Below are 19619 nucleotides of genomic sequence, written 5' to 3' on the forward strand. Positions count from 1 at the left end.
GCGCCCCTGTTTACATATACTATACCAATTTCATTTTTTATCTGATATAATACAATTGTTTAAAAATAGAACAAATCTATTTTATGGAGGTTATTATGAATTATTTATTTGAAGAAATCAATGTTTTAACTTCACCCTATGAAGCCTTTTTAGCTGGCACTAAGCATGGCGGTTTCCCAATAAAGGCTCACTGGCATTATTATATGGAAATTATTTTTATTCTTAAAGGAACTTCACTTATAAATTGTAATAATAGAGAATATATTCTCGAACCTGGAGATTTAATTTTATTCCATCCACAAGCAGTACATTCAATTTTTTCAGCCTCAAGCGAACCTTTAAAATATGGGGTACTTAAATTTGATATAAACAACCTTCATATAAATAGTAACTATACTCCAAAATTAGGTTCAATCTTTAAATGTGCAATAGATGATCCTTGTGCACCTATATTACTTCCATCAAGATTATTTAAAAATTCACTAGAAAGTTTATTTAATAGCTGTATTGAAGAAGTAATAATTAAAGATTATGGTTATGACATTCATTTTCAGTCTTTAGTTTCATCTCTATTGATAGAAATTCTTAGAATATGGAGAAAAAATGGATTTGATACAAATAACATTACTTTAATGCCCTACGATACTGATTCGTTACATACTATATTACAATATATAGATGAGCATTCACATGAATCAATCAAAGTAGAAGACCTTGCCGAAAAATGCCATATGAGTTATTCGTATTTTGCAAAAAAATTTCATGAATTATACGGTCAATCCTGTAAGGACTATATTGAATTTATAAGATTAAGTAAAGTTAAAGATTTATTATTATTTACTAATTTTGATTTAAATTATATCAGTCAAGAGACGGGATTTGCGGATTGCAGTCATTTAATTAGAACCTTCAAAAAAAAGACAGGTATAACACCAAAACAGTTTAGAATCCGGCACAATGCAAAGGTATTATGAAAAACTTAATGCGAACCAATGATTAACCGAAATTATAAATATACATAATTAAAGGGATTGCTAACAGAAGAAATATAAAGATGCTTGCTTAAATATGTTTACTTTAAAGCAACAACTTTTAAGTCACCACAATGCAAGTATTTTTATATTTCAGTTTCTTCACAATGCCTTTAAATTTCGTATATTAACATTTTCTGCATCACTCTATATTATTGCCTTAAGCGTCCATGACCTAGATGAAAAATCTCCTGTAATTCCTATAGTATCAAGTCCAGAGTACATCAACTCATCTCCACCTGCCACAATATCAGCGCCTTCAATTGTATAAGTATATTCTGGATTCAGTCCCTTAAATCTTATTTTTTTCGGAAATCTATTAGGTACTTCCAAGTCTTTAAAATAGAATGCAACCGCTTCAGTCTTATCTTCTGTAACATAAATCCAAGCCGTTTCATTCCCCTCAAACGGGCTTAGAATTCTATAAAATTCTCCGTATTGAATAATATGACGTATTTCTTTATAGCGAGCTACTTGAGCTTTAACGTTTTCTTTTTCCTCGTCTGAAAACTTTGTTAAATCAAGCTCGTACCCAAAATTTCCCGACATAGCCACATTACCTCTAGTTTCCAAACTTGTTGTTCTTCCAACTTGGTGATTAGGACATGCTGATATATGGGATCCCATTGAACTTGCTGGGTATACTAAACTTGTCCCGTATTGAATTTTCAATCTTTCTATCGCATCTGTGTCATCACTAGCCCAAGTTTGCGGCATATAATATAGCATTCCTGGATCAAATCTTCCACCTCCAGAAGCACAGCTTTCAAATAATACTTCAGAGAACTTACTTGTTATGGTCTCAAGAATATAATAAAGCCCTAGTACATATCTATGAGATATTTCCCTTTGCTTGTTACTAGGAAGTTTGGCTGACCCTAAATCAGATATCCCCCTATTCATATCCCACTTAACATAAGATATAGGTGCACTTTCTAATATATTAGAAAGCATTTTTATAATTTCATTACATACATCTTCTCTACTTAAATCAAGAACAAGTTGAGACCTTTGAGCTCTTGATTGTTTTGGTTCTCTATTTGGTACATGAATACACCAATCCGGATGCGCGCGATATAAATCACTATCAGGAGATACCATTTCTGGTTCAAACCATAATCCAAAACGGATACCTTTATCAGTGATCTTATTTACAAGAGTATCTAACCCATCTGGCAATTTTCTCTTATCTACTACCCAATCACCTAAAGAACAGTTATCTGAATCTCTTTTTCCAAACCAGCCATCATCTAATACAAACAGCTCCATCCCAAGTTCTTTCCCTGCCATAGCGATTTCTTCAATTTTTTCAGCTGTAAAATCAAAATAGGTAGCTTCCCAATTATTAATAAGTATTGGTCTTTCTTTAAATTGATATCTGCCTCGGCATAATCTTTCTCTATATAATTTATGATATGTTCTTGACATATCACCTAATCCCAAATCGGTATATACCATAACAACTTCTGGTGTTTCTAAAATTTCCCCAGCATTTAATTCCCAATTGAAATCAAATGGATTTATTCCCATTTGTACTCTTGTACAGCTAAATTGATCAACCTCTACTTCTGCCAAAAAGTTTCCACTATATACTAAGCTAAAACCATATACTTCACCGTTATCTTCATGTGCATTCTTTGTTAAAAGAGCCAAGAACGGATTCTGCTGGTGACTGCTTATACCCTTCTTACTATCTATAGACTGCATACCTGGTACCAATGCTCTCTTATAAATATGCTTCTCACGGCACCATGCACCTGATAATTGTAACAAATCAAAATTGGAATGTTCTAAATCAATGCTAAAACTTAAAGCTTTTCGTAAATTTACTTTCTCTCCATTAGAGTTATTATTTATAAACTTAGCATACCTAGTTATCACATTATAATTATTGTAAATAGTATAAGATAAGATAATAGTAAGACCTGCTGTATCATCACTTAATGTTACTTCCAGTGTTTTAGCTTCCTCTTCACTATTAACATAAGTTGCAGGTAAAGAATTCATTTTAGGTTTACCAGGTATAATCTCATGTTTTACGTATTTTAATTCGCTGGTACTAGCTCCATTCTCAAGAACTATTTCATAACTCGGTGTTCTAAAATCTCCTGAACCAAATGCCGAAAATTCCTGTGGTATTACATCCAAATTAGTTTCTTCAACACTAGATGAATTAATTAATTCATAGCTATTAACTCTTTTTCCATAGTATCTATGAGCTAAATATCCATCATCAATTATCTGCATTACATAACTTGTTTTATCATTGTATAAATGTAATATTTTACTTTCTTCATTAAAATTAATAGGCATAAAATCTCTCCTTAAATTTTATTTATTTTACTACTTGACCAGAATAGTCACTGCTTTCATGGTATCTGTTGTTTTATACTTTAATATTCTGTCTTAAATTACGATATTAAAAATTGTCTCACAATATATTTCTTTACATCTTTCTGGCAATACTATCTCAATATAATCTTGTAATCCTCGAAAAATAATGCCTTGTTATTTTTTCAGTTATACTTTTATGTACATATACTATATCAATTTAACTATCAACACGATATAACACAACTTACTAAAAATAGAACAAATCTATTCTGCAAATATTCCCATATAATATTTTAATAGCTTTCATAACAAAAAATTTATAGCTTTGATAAATCATTTCACAATTTTAAGTGGGGCATTGTTTACCTATAGATTAGTAATTATTTTACTTTAACTAAAATAAGGCATTACAGCCACCTTCATACGTAACTGTAATACCTTATATTCTATCTTTATGATACTAAAATTCCTAAAATAGTTATTTCTTTAGCAATATTTTCTTTAACTACATCAATTTCAATCTTATATTTCCTAACTTCATCATTCAATTCTAATATTTCTGTTGCTGAATAATCTCCCCATCCACCTTTAAAATAAGTGTCTAAAAATACCTTCTTCTTACCATTTACGCTTATATTGATTTTTCCCGAGTTTATAGAAATACTCTTTTTATATAGTAAAATAATATTTCTCGCCTCTAACTCAAAAACTAGTTTTCCGTCTTTATTTTCTTCCCCATTATATTTCCACCCATTTTGAAACACTTGAAATCCTTCATCATAGTTACTGAATCCTAATATTTCTTTTGGTTGAATATTAATATTATTAACTATTGTTCCATTTGCATATCTTTCTTCAAACACACAAGGAGTATTTGAAACATTATCTATGATTTTTATATCATCTCCTCCCTTATAGTCATTTTCATAGATATTATTAATAAAATTAACAAGTAATTGAGATATTATATAATGACCATCATCATTTGGATGAACTTCATCAGTCAATACGTCAGCAAATTTCATTTTATTTTCCACAACCTCACACTTAAGAGCATCTCTAAAGCTTATCATTGGCACATTATATCTCTTACCTATTTCAATTTGTTGTTCTTGAACATTAAGCCCTGTATCCATTGTCATAAACACTTCTACTACTGCCGGTTTACTTTCACTAGCTAATAATTTTCTAATTAAACTTTCGTAAGCAACCTTACACGAATAATCTTCATCATCATTAACGGCAGCATCAACAAAAACTATATCTGGACTTTGACTTATTACCTGCTTTTCTACTCTGTGAACTCCTATTACAGATCCCGTTGCCCCGACCCCTGCATTTATATGCCTAACATTTACCTTATTGAATTTTTCTTTTAACCAAGCATAAGTTAATTCAACATAACATTTTTCCGGAACTGTTGAGTTGCAGCCTTGAGTTATAGACCCACCTAAAAATGCTACTGTTAAATCTTCTCCCCTTTGAGCTTTTTTAATTAACTTTAATATTCTACTTATATCCCCTTTATTAACTAATGAACTTTTTAACATTTCTTCTGTTATTTTAAATTCCATCCATCTTCCTCCCAATCAAGATATTTAATTATACTTTAACCTAATCGTTTAAATAACAATTGAATAATTTAGTTAATATAAGTATAATGATTTTTACAAACTTAAACTTGCATTATTTCAGCAGATAGTAACACTATTTTGATATTAAATTAAATTTATAATAAAGAGGTATTATTTATGAATAAAAATATTTTAAAAGAGACTATCCCTTCTAGTGATTTTATGTTCCCCTTGTATAGTTCTGATATTAAAATTGGAAATAAAACAAACCTGCTGAATTGCCACTGGCATGATGAAATTGAGTTTATTTTAATAACTTCAGGAAAAGCGATATTTCAAATAGAAAATTCCTCTTACGAAGTAAATAAAGGTGATATCATTATCATTGGATCTGGAGAACTTCATTCTGCTTATAGTCAAAGTTCTAGTGATTTGTGCACATGTAAGTCCTTGGCTTTTAATTGCGATATGTTAAGCAGTAAAAGTAGTGATGCGATTCAAATTAAATTTATTAATCCATTAATAAATAATCAACTAAACCTGCCTCATCATCTAAAATGTAGTAGCGAAAATGAAATAACGATAAGATCCTTTTTACTGGAATTAATATCTACACTAAATTATAAAGAAAGTAACTTTGAATTAGCAGCGAAATCTTATTTATACATGATTTTTTCAAAAATCATGCTTATGGTTACTTATAAAAATACTAATGAGTTATTAAATGTTAATAGTTCAAATAAGATAGATAACTTTAAACATATTCTTAACTACATTCACATTAATTATAATAAGCCCCTTACAATAAATGAGCTATCTCTGCAACTTAACATGAGCGAAGGACATTTCTGCCGTACCTTTAAAGCTTTTACTTTTAAAACTCCTATTGATTACCTTAACTACTATAGAACAACAAAAGCACAAGAATTTCTAATAAATAGTGATAAAAAAATCTTAGAAATCAGCATGGATGTTGGCTTCAATAGTCTTAGCTATTTTATAAATATTTTTAAAAAAAATACTGGTTTTACACCCTCTGAATTTAGAAAAAGAATAAATAATTAACTATAACTTTTTTTAAAGATATATTGTAATTATTTACACAATTATGTTATTATTTATTATATAAACTAAACGTTAACTATTATTTTAATTAACTAACTTAATAATATATTTATAATAAGAAAGGCATTAAACTTTCATAACACTTGAGTATAGTATCTTACTGTGAATATAAAGGGGGACAAAACAAATGATAGTAAAAAGCACAAAACTACAAGAAAGGAAAGTAAATCTATCTAAATTTAAGCGAATAAAAATTAACTCTTTTAAGTTAAAGTTTATAAAAGAGCAATTTGAAAATTTACCTATACGTAAAAAATTATTCTACTCTTTTATGTTAATATCATTTATCGGAATCTTTTCTGGGTTAATAGGTTTAACATTTATACAAAAAACAACCAGTGATTATAATTCTGCCTTAATAAATTACGGCTTTTCTCAAGGAGATATAGGAAAGCTTGGAATTGAAATAGAAAAGTCTAATTCTTTAGTTAGAGATACTTTATTTTTAACTGATGCTAATGAACAAAAGGATGCTAAGAATTCTCTTAATAAATCTTTAGATGAAATTGAAGGGTTATTAAATACTGTTACAAAATCCATAACTTCAAATGAGGAAAAGGAAATCTTAAACAGAATCAAAATTAATCTAGCAGCATATAAACAAATTAGAACTACCGTCGTTGTAAAAGGTTTAGCAAATGATAAAGAATCCGGACTAAAAATCTTCAAATCTGATGGGACAGTTTTGATGAATAAAATTAGCTCTGATATTTCACTATTATTACAAACTAAAATAGATACATGTAATTTACTCTCCACAAAGCTAAATATTTTAAAATTTGTTAGTATAACAATTGTTATTGCAAGCATGATAGGTTCTTTAATTCTTGGTATTTTCTTAGCTAAAAATATTACAAAATCAATAAGTAACCCTATTGACCATATGAAAAACGTCGCAAGCGAAATGGCTAATGGCAATCTTGAAGTTTCAATAGATATATCTTCAAATGACGAAATAGGTGCATTAGCTTCATCTTTTTCTCAAATGATTACAACCCTAAAAAATTATATTAATGAAATATCTACTGTTTTAGGCAGTATTTCTAATGGAAATTTTAATATTCATATTGTAGAGGATTATAAAGGAAATTTTGTGCAAATAAAAAGTTCACTAGATAATATAGTTCATTCTCTAAGTAATGTATTCTTAGAAATTAAAGATGCAACCACACAAGTTAATAATGGAGCTAGTCAAGTAGCTAGCACTTCGCAGATTATATCTGAAGGAGCAACTGATCAGGCTAATTCTATTGAAGAATTATCTACGTCTATAGAAAAATTTCATGAACAACTTCAACTTACTGTTACCAATGCGGATAATACGAATTTAATTACTATGAATTTAGTTAAAGACATACAAAACAGTAATACCAAAATGAACGAAATGCTTTCTGCCATGAATTATATAGAAAAATCATCTAAAGATATAAACAATATAATTAAAGCCATTACTGATATAGCCACAGAAACTAATCTACTTGCATTAAATGCAGCAATAGAAGCTGCAAGGGCAGGAGAAGCAGGTAAAGGATTCTCAGTAGTAGCTGATGAAGTAAGAAAATTATCTTTCCAAAGCTCAGATGCAGCGAAACAAACATCATTACTTATAAATGACTCTATTAATGCTGTAAATCAGGGTAAAACTTTAGCTAATAATACTGCACAAACATTACTAGAATTAGTTACTAGTGTGAATAATGTTTCTGGCATAATATCAAATATTACAGCCGTATCAAAGGATCAGGCTGATTCAATCAGTCAAATACATCATGGTATTTTAAAAATATCCGATGTTGTTCAATCAAACTCAGCAATAGCTGAAGAAAGTGCAGCTTCTAGCCAGGAGCTAACAGCCCAAGCTGAAACTTTAAACATAATGATAGATCAATTTAAGCTTAAATCCTAAATAAAATATAAAGACAGTAGATAGTCTTAATTAACCATAAAACTATCTACTGAATAAATATAACAAAATTAACATTCATTTATCTCATATTTACTCATAAGGAAATTAATAATAACATAATAATTTCCTTATGAGTTTTCTTCTATTTTTTTAACAGTATCTTTTATAACTATTTTTCCACTTATAACTCTTCTTGCTGGTTTATAATCACTTTTATGAACTTTCTTTATTATAGCATCAACAGCTGTTTCCGCCATTGCTTTCATATCTACTTCAAATGTTGTAATTCCTAGTTCTGATAATTCTGTAATTAAATAGTTATCAAATCCAACTACTGAAATATCCTCCGGTACTTTATATCCTTTATCTTGTAGCTTCTTAATTAGAATATATGCTACCGAATCACAATTACACGCAAAAGCAGTCGGTATTTTCTCTGGTAATTCAAAATTTATTTCTTTTTTACCAATCTCTCTATCAGAAATGTAGCTATTAGAAGAATAATCAATCCCATTTTCAAGCAGAGCTTTAGTAAAACCTAAAAAACGATCTTGAATGCTGCTAGTAGCACGAGGATTTCCCACAAAAGCAATATTTCTATGCCCCATTTCAATCAAGTAGTCAGTTAATAAATACATTCCATAATAGTTATCAGAAGTTACAGTATCGTAACTACTATTTTTATCATATGTATCTAACATTACTAAAGGAACATCATTAAGAGTATTTAGGTACTCTATATATTCTTTTTTTAATTCTCCCATAACAATGATCCCATCTACCTTGCTGTCTTGTATCATTCTAGGAACAACCTTGTTATTTTCATCATCCTTATTTATTATTTCCATAATCCCATAATAGGATTTTCTAGTTAATGCATTCAATACATTTTGATATAATTCCCAATAGAAAGAATGATACATTTCAACAAATCCTTCAGGAATTAAAACCCCTATGTTATAGGTATAACCATCTCTTAGAGATCGTGCAATAGAATTTTGACGATATCCCATTTCAGCTGCAACTTTTTTAATCTTTTCTCTTAATTCATCACTAACTCCTTCCTTATCAGATAGAGCTTTAGAAACTGTTACTTTACTTACATTTAAAGCTTCAGCAATATCAGCAAGTTTAATTGCTTTTGCCATATCATTCATTCCCTTCTTATTATACGTAAAACTAACCATCATAGATGCTTGTTTATTAACTATGATAACATACCAAATTATCAGAAATCTCAATACTTCTGTTAAACTAATCCTTTTAATAAATTTTGTGACATTACACATATATGTTTAAAGTATAACCACTAAATGGTTTATACCATTTAATAATTTCATATAACAAAAATATTTTTAAAAAATAATTATATTGATAATTAAAATTTTATTTTATTTTAAAAAATTTTACGTATACTTAATTATGTATAATAAACGGTTAGTTCTGATTATTCCTTAATATTATACAATAAAAAGCTGTATTTCGCTATTAGTATATACTCCAAAAGAGTTTTAAATTTTAGCTAAAATACAGCTCAATAATTGTATTTTTTTATGTTTTTACTTTATTTTCTAAAGTTAACGATTAGTTAAAATATATAAAGATATTATAATTTTCCTTCTTGTCCATCTATAGCTCCAAGTTCATTATGTTCTTTAATAAATTTAACAGTTTCATCAATGGTAGTGTATGCTAACCCTACATAAGTATCTGCAGCACCATAATAAATAGCAATTCTTCCTGTTTCAGCATCAGTTAATGCCGCACATGGGAATACAACATTTGCTACAAATCCACGTTCTTCATACCATTCTTCTGGTGTTAACATTATACTTCCCGCTCTATATAACACTTTAGATGGACAATCCTTATCTAAGATTGCTGCACTCATAGAGTAAACCAAACCGTTGCATGTTCCAGTTACACCATGATAGAACATTAACCATCCTTCATCTGTTTCAATTGGCGCAGGCCCACATCCAATTTTAATTGACTGCCACCATCCTGATCCGCCTTTTTGCATTACTATTCTATGTTCACCCCAATACTTTAAATCAGGACTTTTGCTTAAGAAAACATCTCCAAATGGTGTATGTCCGTTATCACTTGGTCTAGATAACATAAGGAATTTTCCATCAATTTTCTTAGGGAATAAAACTCCGTTACGGTTAAATGGTAAAAATGGATTTTCTAATCTTGTGAATGTTTTAAAATCAGTTGTTTTAGCTAGTCCAATCGCAGCTCCATCAAAATCTCCACACCAAATGATATAGTATGTATCTTCGATTTTTAATAATCTTGGATCATATGCATAAAGTGGTTGATAATCATTCCCTTCTTCATCTACAAACCTTATTTTTTCTTTCTCAAATTCCCAATGAATAGCATCTTTACTATAGCCTAAATATATATGTGGTCTTCCATTTATAGTTTCACCACGGAATACCCCAATAAACTCATCTCCATAAGGCATAACTGCACTATTAAATATTCTTGCTACGCCTTCTACGGGATTTCTTCCAATAATCGGATTCTCAGTATGTCTCCAAATTGGTCCATTAAAATTATCTGGTTTTTCTTGCCATGGAATGTTCGCTAGATTTTCGCCTAAAATTTTACTCATATTAATTCACCTTTCTTAAGAAATAACTAATTTTATGCATCGAATTTTATAAATTTTGAAAATACATAATTTAAAAGTATTTCTTGCTACATATTTTATTACTTTTATTAATTTGGTTAACTTCGTTATAAATATTATTCAATTATTCTTTTACCGATCCTGATACTAATCCGCTATAAATATACTTTTGTAATGTAACGAATACAAGGAATGTTGGAATCATAATTAGAACTATACCTGCAGCTATTATTTCCCAATGAGCACCATATGGCCCTCTAAACTTAAATAGCGTTGTTGATAATGTTAACAACTCTGCCTTTGGAGTATATAAATACGGAGTATAGAAGTCATTATAAACACCAACACCTTTTGTAATTAACACAGTTACAATCGCAGGTGAAAGTAATGGAAGAATAATCTTGTAAAATATTTGAAAATAATTCGCTCCATCAATTATTGCAGATTCATCTAATGACACAGAAATATTCTCTAGGAATTGCAAGAATATATAAATCGTCATTATGTCTGTACCACAATACAATATAATGGGTGCTAGCCTAGTATTAAATAAACCTAATCCAGATACTATTTGGAATGTGGCAACTTGTGTTGCGATACCTGGAATCATAACTGCAACCAAAAACATTCCATTTACGAATTTACTAAACTTTGTTTTAAATCTGCTAAAAATATACGCTGCCATAGATCCAGTAAGCACAGAACCTAATAGTGAGAATACTAAGACAATTAACGTATTTTTAAAACCATTAATCATATTACCTTGATCAAATACAGTTTTGAAATTTTCAAAGTTTAGAAAAGACTTTGGTAATTGTAATGGATTGGTTGTAGTATATTCAGCACCTGTTTTAAAGGCTGTAAAAAATACACTTATGATAGGAATAATGAATACTAGTACAAAAAAGATTAATACTGCATATTTAATTGTTTCATAAACAATCTCTTTTCCGCTTAACTTTCTTTTACTCATGCTCTAATCATCCTTTCCTCTTCATAACTATATTTTGTATGCTAGTAATAATAATGCACATAGCCAATAATACCATTGCCATTGCCGACGCAAGTCCAACTCTATGATTTTGGAATGCATATTGTACAGTTTGAATTATGAAAGTCATACTTCCATTTCCACCTGCTGTCATAATGTATGGTGTTTCAAATGCAGATAACGCACCTGTTAGGGCTAAGAACAATTGTAATCCTAAAATCGTTGAAATACCTGGTATTATTATATATCTAAGTTGTTGAAATTTATTAGCTCCATCTACTCTTGCTGCTTCTAAAACATCGGATGAAATTGAAGCCATTGCAGCAGAAAACATTACAATATTATATCCAATGAATCTCCATACAGATACAGATGCTAACGATATGTTAACCATGCCCGGATCTTGTAGCCAATACTTTATAAGTCCACCTAAACCTAGAGCATTTAAAATAGTATCTAATGTGCTGCCAGGTTGGAAAAAGAATATAAATACGAAACTTATAGCCACACTATTTATTAGTGATGGGAAAAAGTATACGCCCTTAAATAAATTAGAAAATTTGCACCCAAAAGAAACTAGATAAGCAATTACAATTCCTAATCCAATTTGAACAAATGATGCAACAAAATAATATAAACTTACAAATAAAGGTTCAAAGTATTTAATATCACTAACTATAGTCTTATAATTTTTAAGTCCCACAAAATTCTTAGTTTTACTTACACCATCCCAATCCGTAAAACTATATCCTGCCATCGCTATTGCTGGCAAATATGTGAACACTGCTAATAATACTACTGGAACCATTAAAAATAATGCAGAAATTATAATTTTTTGTTTCTTGTAAGGCAAGGAAGAGAAACTCAATCTTTTCTTTACATTGCTAGTGCTGGTTGTTACCTTTTTAGTATTTGCTGCAGCATTTTCAGCATTTGTTATCATAATAACACTCCTTTACTCTTAAATTAAAAAGGCGATATCTATATTTTAGTTGATATCGCCTTCTTGCAATCAAACAACTACATTAAAATACTATTTACCGATAGAGTCTATTCCAGTATTCCAGCTTTTATTTAATGAAGCCATATATTCATCAAAATTTTGTTTACCATTACCTAATCCAATTTCTATTACAGTTTTAACCCATTTGCTGTCGTTAAGATTAATTAATGATTCTTTTTGAACTTTATCTAAATCAACTGTGCTTTGTGTAGTACCCATCTTTTGTTGAACTAATTCTGCCTTAGATCCCGATAAGTAATCTGGTAATTTTGCACCAACAATAGAAGATATCATGTTAGAATCATTTGGATACTTTTCTACGAAGAATCTAACAAATTCTTTTGCAAGATCTTTGTTTTTACTGTGAATATTTACACCCATCATGTAATCTGAAGCAATTTGAATAACTTGCTTACCATTATTATTTACAGGTGCACTCATAAACTTAATGCTTTCAGGAGTTTGAGATTTAGCTTGAATTTGACCTATTGCCCAAGAACCTAAAGCCATTATACCAATTTTATTATCTGCCATATCTTGTTTTGATTTTTCCCAATCTGATGTCATCGGATCTTCTTCAACATATTTACTAGCTACTGCATCATTCAATAATTTTAATGATGTATAAAGCGGAGATCCTTTTCCAAATGCATTTTTATCATAAATCACTTTATTTGGGTAATCTACATCACCTGACATATTAACAAATTGTGCATTAGTCCAGTTAGTTAAAGACCAGTCTGCTACATAGTTAGTATATAACGGAACTGCAGATGTCTTTTCTTTTATAGCTTTTAATGCTGCTTGGAATTCCTCCGGAGTTGTTGGAACTTGTGTGATTCCAGCATCTTTCAAAACCTTTTCATTGTATACAAAACCGTTAGCATTAGCTCCAGTTGATAACCCATAAATTGTTCCATCTACATTCGCATTATCAAGGAACCCATATTTATCTTTAAGTTCAGACTCAGTTCCCATTGGTTCATAGAAATCTTTATATTGATTCTTAGTGATATTAGCTGGCATCATTAAAACGTCACCATAATCTTCTGTTCCCATTCTAGTATTCATTGTATTTTGATAATCATTTAATGATTCAAAATTAACTGTAACTCCAGAATGTTTTGATTCAAATTCTTCTTTATATTTTGCGAAAACTGCATCCATATCAGTTCTATGCGTTAATACTGTAAGAGTTCCACCTGATTTTCCATCGCTTTTTTCTGATGTGCTTGTACTACTACTTCCACATCCAGTTAGAGTTCCAACAGCTAATGCTCCAGCAATTAATACTGCTAATTGTTTACGAATTTTCATTTTTCATACCCCTCTTTTTTAAATTTTAAGTTAACGTTTAACCAATTTTAGTATATACTTTAATCAAATCGTTGTCAATAATATTAATTATAATTTTACTTATTTTTTAGCTAAGTTTACTTAATTTTTTACTCAGTTTATTTTGCAACTCTAGATTGCTACTGTATATTCACTCTTCACTTTTTAATATATATTTCTTTATTCCGCTCCAGGCACAAAAACTGCTCAAAAAACTACAAAAAGAAAATGTAAAAAATAAAATAACAGGTATAGTGAATGGGAAGAATAAAATACTTGCTTCTATTAGAGCAATACATAATATGAATGTTATAAACGAATATTTTATATATAGAATACTTAGCAAGAGAGAATTTTTAATAATCATCCTTAACGATAAATTAATACTTGCACTCATTGGATATATGTACATTAATATAATGCAGAATAATATACCTATAATAATTATAATTGAAGTTGCTATATTATAAGTTACTCCTTCTGTTGTAATACAAAAAGCCAACAACTTTCCCAAAAGCACCATGAATATAATTGCAAAAAGCCAAATAAGAAATGCCGTTTTCCAATTTTTCTTAAAAGCCTCTTTAAAATCATAAAGCAAATCTGAAGGTTTATCCTGTACCATTTTAACCGTCACAGATGTCATTGCACCAATTGCAGGACCAATAGTAATAATAGGAATACAGCCAACTATAAACAGCAAATTTAGTTTAATCAGTGTTGTAAACTCACGTGCAAATATATCCCCAAATAAGGCTATCCCTTCTTTTGGTGGTGCGTCTTTAGAAACCCCCGCCCCTTCTTTATTATAATCAAAGAAAAATAATCTCATAGTACACCTCCAAGTTAAATTCCTCACCTTAAAGTATTGGTTATAGTTAAAACAGCATTTCCTTCCACAAATTTAACACTATCAAAGATTCTTTATTAACTTTCTAAGATACTTTCTAAAACAAAATTATTAGCAGTAACGAAAATTTTACATTAACTAATCTGTATATTTTTAGATTTGCTAAAGTACTCTATAACTCTTTTTAACTAAATCAATTACAAATTGTTTTTCCCGTTTCTTTATCAAACAAATGCATTTTGTCTTCATCAATTCCTATCTTAATCATATCTCCAGATTCTACCATAGTATCTGCTGATGCACGAACAGTTAACTTTTTATCATTACAATTGACATATAGGTATACCTCTGCTCCCATCAACTCTTGAAGAGATACTTGAGTATATATTGTACTTTCTTCATGTTTTTCTAAGAAATCTTTTTCTATGCAGATATGCTCCGGTCTAATTCCAAGAACAACATTTTTCCCAATATATGATTCAAAAATTTTCTCTCCCCCCTTACTTTTAGGGATTGGAATACTATAATCATTGAATTTAACATAGTACTGGTCATTTTTCTTTTCAATTGTAGAATCTATAAAGTTCATTTGTGGTGATCCGATAAATCCAGCAACAAATAAATTTGCTGGTGAATCATACAATGCCATTGGCTTATCTACTTGTTGTATGTACCCATCTTTCATGACTACAATCCTATCTCCCATTGTCATTGCTTCAATTTGATCATGAGTAACATATACAAACGTAATACCTAGTCGTCTATGAAGTTTAGTTATCTCACCTCTCATTTCAGCACGAAGCTTTGCGTCTAAATTCGAAAGTGGTTCATCCAAAAGAAAAACGGCTGGTTCTCTAACCATAGCTCGTCCTAAAGCTACACGCTGTCTTTGCCCTCCTGAAAGCTCCTTAGGCTTACGATTAAGCAAATACTCTATATCTAATATTTTAGCTACTTCTCTAGTCTTTTTATCTATTAATTTTTTATCTTCTTTCCGCAAATTTAGCCCAAATCCAATGTTTTTATATACAGTCATATGAGGATATAATGCATAATTTTGAAATACCATTGAAATATCTCTATCCTTAGGCGAAACATCGTTAACTAAATTGTCTCCAATATATAATTCTCCTCCGCTTATATCTTCTAATCCCGCTATCATTCTTAATGTAGTAGATTTACCACATCCAGATGGTCCTACAAGAACAATAAATTCACCATCATTAATTTCTAAATTCAATCCCTCCACAACGGTTACATTGCCAGGATAAATTTTTTCTATATTTTTAAGTGAAATACCAGCCATATTACGCCTCCTTGTTTATTCATACAGTTATATTTTTAGTTATTATTTAGGTTAACGTTAATCTTAAGAATATATATAATATATCATTGTTTTTTGATACTTACAAGATTTAAAATACTATTTTTTTGAAGTTTTTAGTTGTATTTTAATTATAAATTTTTATTATTTACTATATTATTTTGAGCTATCGCTTTTATTAAACGTTTTCTTATTATAAGTTTATTTCTTCTATTAACCTACGTCAATGTTATAGTAATAATAGTTTATTTTTCGGTATTTTTGTATATTTTTTAAGTTAATTTTATAATTCTACTATGATTCTCGCTGATTTTTCCTAGATCAAAATAATATATGATATTTATTTACCTTATCTCCTAATAAGAAGTTTTTTATAGTACCTAGATCACTAATGATTTAGAATATAATTTTAGCTTATCGTTATATTTTTTTTAGTTTCTTATATTGACTTCCTTAATACAACTTATTATACTTAATCTGTAAACAATATACATTTAAGGAGGTAAAGTTATGTCCAAATTCTTTAAAAACAAATCTATTTTATTACTTCTATTGTTCTTTTCCATTTTATCACCACAACGCGCCAATGCAGCAGAAGACTCTTCATGGATAAGAGGCGTAAATGTTCCTGCAATTTGGTATGATAGCCAATCATATTCTGCTCTTGACAAAATTAAAAGTGACGGCTTCAATACTGTTCGTTTAGTTTGGCAAACAAGTGGTTCATCTTCCAGATTAAATGATTTTCTTACTAAATGTGATAACTTAGGTCTTAAAGCAATCGTCGAACTCCACGATGCTACTGGTGGATCTACTACAAGTTCTTTGGATACTTGTGTGAGTTATTGGACTCAAAGCAGTATATCATCCATAATGCACAATCATCCTAAAGCTTGGTTAAATATCGCTAACGAATGGGGCCCAGCTAACAGTACTGTTTGGAGAGACGGATATAAAAATGCAATAAGTAAAATACGTGCAGCAGGTTATACGGGTACTATTGTAATCGATTCAGGTGGTTGGGGACAAGATAGCAGCGATATCCTAAATTATGCTAATGATGTTTATAATTCTAATACTAATAAAAACGTTATTTTTAGCATACACATGTATGGTTCTTGGAATAGTAATTCAGACATAGATTCATTTTTAAGCAACTGTAAGAATAAAGGCATCCCTATTATAGTAGGTGAATTTGGTTACAACTACAGCAATGGCAATAATAATCTAGGTTGCAAAGTAGATGTTGCTCATTTAATAAGTTATTGCAAACAAAATAAAATTGGATTTATCGCTTGGTCTTGGTCAGGAAACGATTCTGCAAATTCATGGTTAGATATGACTAATTCTTGGACAAGTTACACTTGGTGGGGACAATATGTAAAAGATAATATGTGGTAAAGTTAAGCTTTAAAAAAGTCTACTAAGTGGCAAATTCTTCAACATTAAATCTAGTAAATATAAAAACAGTAGATAACTTTGTTTTTATACAAAATTATTTACTGTTTCTAATTTAAACTTAAGATTATAATTTTTCACGCCTCTTAGTAGACTTTATAAAGATTTCTTTCAACGCATCTTTATCATCATTTTCTATAGCATGTTTTATCTTATCAAGTTCAATTTCAAAATTTTCTATGCTTGCAAGCAAATTTTCTTTATTTCCCAGGAAAAGTTCACTCCAAAGGTCTTCATTTATATTAGCTATTCTTGTTAAATCTCTGTAACTATCACCGATGAAACTTCCAGTTTCTCTTCCTTCCACATCACTGTTAACTAATGCTACAGCTAAAGAATGCGGAAGCTGGCTTGTATATCCAATCATTTCATCATGATATTCAGGAGTTATTCTCTTAACTCTTTTAAATCCAATCTTGTGAACTAAATCCTCTATCATTTTTAAGTTTTCTTCCTTATTTCTGGCTACTGGCGTTAAAATATAATTTGCACCTTTAAAAACAGAGCTGCTAGCAAAATCAATTCCCTTCTTTTCTCTTCCTGCCATTGGATGCCCAAAAACAAAATCTATATTTTCAGGTAATATATTTACTATGTCCTCAATAAACATCTTTTTAATTCCAGTTGCATCTGTTATTACTGCACCATCTTTGAAATTATCCTTATTATCTATTATGAACTGTTTAACGAGTCTTGGATATAAGGAGATAATTATAAAATCTGCATTTTTAATTATTTCTTGTCCATTTGTGCATCCATCTTTTATCAATCCAAGTTTCTTAGCCTTTTCTAAAGATTCTTCGTTAATATCTATACCATAAACATCATTATACCCTGCTTCTTTCAAAGCCATAGTAAATGATCCTCCAATTACTCCAAGACCTACAACTACTATTCTCATATTTATAGCTCCCTTATTTTAAGATTAAATTTCTTTATCTTCTATTTTTGCCACGGCTTTAACTTTGCTCATTAACACATCAAATTGATCTGGAGTAAGTGATTGTTGTCCGTCACTTAATGCATTTTCAGGATCATTATGAACTTCTATCATAAGTCCATCAGCACCTGACATAATTGCTGCTTTAGCCATTGGTTCTACCAAGTAAGCATAACCTCCTGCATGACTTGGATCAACAATTATAGGTAAATGTGATAATCTCTTAATAACTGGAACTGCTTGTAAGTCTAATGTATTTCTTGTAATTGTTTCGAAAGTTCTTACTCCTCTTTCGCAGAGAATTACATTCTCATTCCCACCTGCCATAATGTATTCCGCTGACATAAGCCATTCCTCTATAGTTGCAGATAAACCTCTCTTTAATAAAATTGGAGTTTTAGTTCTACCAATTTGTTTTAATAAGTCAAAGTTTTGCATATTTCTAGCACCGATTTGAATCATATCTACTTCTTCAACAAAAGCATCTAAATAATCTGTAGACATAAGCTCTGTTACTATTGGAAGCCCTGTTTCTTGTTTTGCCGCCTTTAGAAGTTTTAATCCTTCAAGTTCTAATCCTTGGAAACTATAAGGTGACGTCCTTGGCTTAAATGCTCCCCCTCTTAAGAAGTTAGCTCCAGCTGCTTTTACTCTCTTAGCAACTTCAATAATTTGTTCTTCACTTTCTACTGAACATGGTCCAGCCATTATTCCAAGTCTTCCACCACCAACTACTGATCCCTCAACATTAACTACTGTATCTTCTGGTTTGAATATTCTATTAGCTTTTTTAAAAGGTTCTTGAACCTTCATAACTCTATCTACACCTTTAAGTACTTGCAATTTTTTAGGGTCCAATATAGAAGTATCTCCTACTGCACCTACTATGTAGTATGTGTCTCCTTTAGAAAGATGAGTTTCTAATCCTTTTGCCTCAACTACCGCCTTTACTTTTCTTACATCTTCTTCACTTGCTTTTGGGTTCATAATAATTATCATTTTAATTTCCTCCTGTACTACTACTTTATTTTTTTCTTTTTACTACTGTACTTCTGTCCTACATATAGATAACTCGAATCTACGATTTAGTACAAATAACTATACAGT

Annotated in this window: 15 protein-coding genes; 4 read left to right on the forward strand and 11 right to left on the reverse strand. The window is 30.0% G+C overall.

Translation table 11 applies throughout. From position 1 onward, the window contains the following. Positions 1–95: 95 nt before the first annotated feature. Positions 96–974: an AraC family transcriptional regulator gene (locus D2A34_RS03525; protein WP_119365732.1), complete on the forward strand. Its 879-nt coding sequence runs from the start codon at positions 96–98 to the stop codon at positions 972–974. Between the two features lie 204 nt (positions 975–1178). On the opposite strand, the gene D2A34_RS03530 is transcribed toward D2A34_RS03525, so the two are convergent. Next, on the reverse strand, positions 1179–3344 hold the full coding sequence (locus tag D2A34_RS03530) for an alpha-galactosidase (RefSeq protein ID WP_119365733.1): 2166 nt from the start codon (positions 3342–3344) through the stop codon (positions 1179–1181). A gap of 473 nt (positions 3345–3817) precedes the next feature. Beyond that, positions 3818–4939 carry an SGNH/GDSL hydrolase family protein gene (locus D2A34_RS03535; protein ID WP_119365734.1) on the reverse strand — a complete coding sequence of 374 codons (1122 nt, stop codon included), beginning with the start codon at positions 4937–4939 and terminating at the stop codon, positions 3818–3820. Between the two features lie 177 nt (positions 4940–5116). On the opposite strand from D2A34_RS03535, the gene D2A34_RS03540 reads away from it, so the two are divergent. Beyond that, positions 5117–6004 carry a helix-turn-helix domain-containing protein gene (locus D2A34_RS03540; protein WP_119365735.1) on the forward strand — a complete coding sequence of 296 codons (888 nt, stop codon included), beginning with the start codon at positions 5117–5119 and terminating at the stop codon, positions 6002–6004. A gap of 187 nt (positions 6005–6191) precedes the next feature. Then, a complete protein-coding gene (locus D2A34_RS03545; protein WP_119365736.1) occupies positions 6192–7970 on the forward strand; it encodes a methyl-accepting chemotaxis protein in 1779 nt (592 codons plus the stop codon). A gap of 128 nt (positions 7971–8098) precedes the next feature. Here D2A34_RS03545 and D2A34_RS03550 read toward each other — a convergent pair whose 3' ends face one another. The 7 genes from D2A34_RS03550 to D2A34_RS03580 all read right to left on the reverse strand — a co-directional run bounded on the left by D2A34_RS03550 (position 8099) and on the right by D2A34_RS03580 (position 16096). After that, positions 8099–9259, reverse strand: coding sequence for a LacI family DNA-binding transcriptional regulator (locus tag D2A34_RS03550; RefSeq protein WP_341467231.1), 1161 nt, complete (start codon positions 9257–9259; stop codon positions 8099–8101). Positions 9260–9576: 317 nt separating this feature from the next. Next, on the reverse strand, positions 9577–10593 hold the full coding sequence (locus D2A34_RS03555) for a glycoside hydrolase family 130 protein (protein WP_119365738.1): 1017 nt from the start codon (positions 10591–10593) through the stop codon (positions 9577–9579). A gap of 142 nt (positions 10594–10735) precedes the next feature. After that, positions 10736–11584: a carbohydrate ABC transporter permease gene (locus tag D2A34_RS03560; RefSeq protein WP_119365739.1), complete on the reverse strand. Its 849-nt coding sequence runs from the start codon at positions 11582–11584 to the stop codon at positions 10736–10738. A 7-nt stretch (positions 11585–11591) separates the two neighbouring features. Further along, complete coding sequence (locus D2A34_RS03565) at positions 11592–12545, reverse strand: carbohydrate ABC transporter permease (RefSeq protein ID WP_119365740.1); 954 nt, start codon at positions 12543–12545, stop codon at positions 11592–11594. Positions 12546–12635: 90 nt separating this feature from the next. Then, positions 12636–13922 (reverse strand): ABC transporter substrate-binding protein, encoded by a 1287-nt coding sequence (locus tag D2A34_RS03570; protein ID WP_119365741.1) that lies wholly within the window; start codon positions 13920–13922, stop codon positions 12636–12638. Between the two features lie 169 nt (positions 13923–14091). Next, on the reverse strand, positions 14092–14772 hold the full coding sequence (locus D2A34_RS03575) for a DUF624 domain-containing protein (RefSeq protein ID WP_119365742.1): 681 nt from the start codon (positions 14770–14772) through the stop codon (positions 14092–14094). Between the two features lie 211 nt (positions 14773–14983). Next, entirely contained in the window at positions 14984–16096 is a 1113-nt protein-coding gene (locus D2A34_RS03580; RefSeq protein ID WP_119365743.1) for an ABC transporter ATP-binding protein, read from the reverse strand. A gap of 528 nt (positions 16097–16624) precedes the next feature. On the opposite strand from D2A34_RS03580, the gene D2A34_RS03585 reads away from it, so the two are divergent. After that, a complete protein-coding gene (locus tag D2A34_RS03585; protein WP_119365744.1) occupies positions 16625–17515 on the forward strand; it encodes a cellulase family glycosylhydrolase in 891 nt (296 codons plus the stop codon). A 124-nt stretch (positions 17516–17639) separates the two neighbouring features. Here D2A34_RS03585 and D2A34_RS03590 read toward each other — a convergent pair whose 3' ends face one another. Together D2A34_RS03590 and aroF are read right to left on the reverse strand one after the other, a co-directional pair. Beyond that, the gene (locus D2A34_RS03590) at positions 17640–18473 is read right to left on the reverse strand and encodes a prephenate dehydrogenase (RefSeq protein WP_119365745.1); all 834 of its coding nucleotides are present in this window, start codon (positions 18471–18473) and stop codon (positions 17640–17642) included. A gap of 24 nt (positions 18474–18497) precedes the next feature. After that, positions 18498–19511, reverse strand: coding sequence for a 3-deoxy-7-phosphoheptulonate synthase (aroF, locus tag D2A34_RS03595; protein WP_079442171.1), 1014 nt, complete (start codon positions 19509–19511; stop codon positions 18498–18500). Positions 19512–19619: the final 108 nt, after the last annotated feature.

The organism is Clostridium chromiireducens, from assembly GCF_003575225.1.
GTDB lineage: Bacteria > Bacillota > Clostridia > Clostridiales > Clostridiaceae > Clostridium > Clostridium chromiireducens.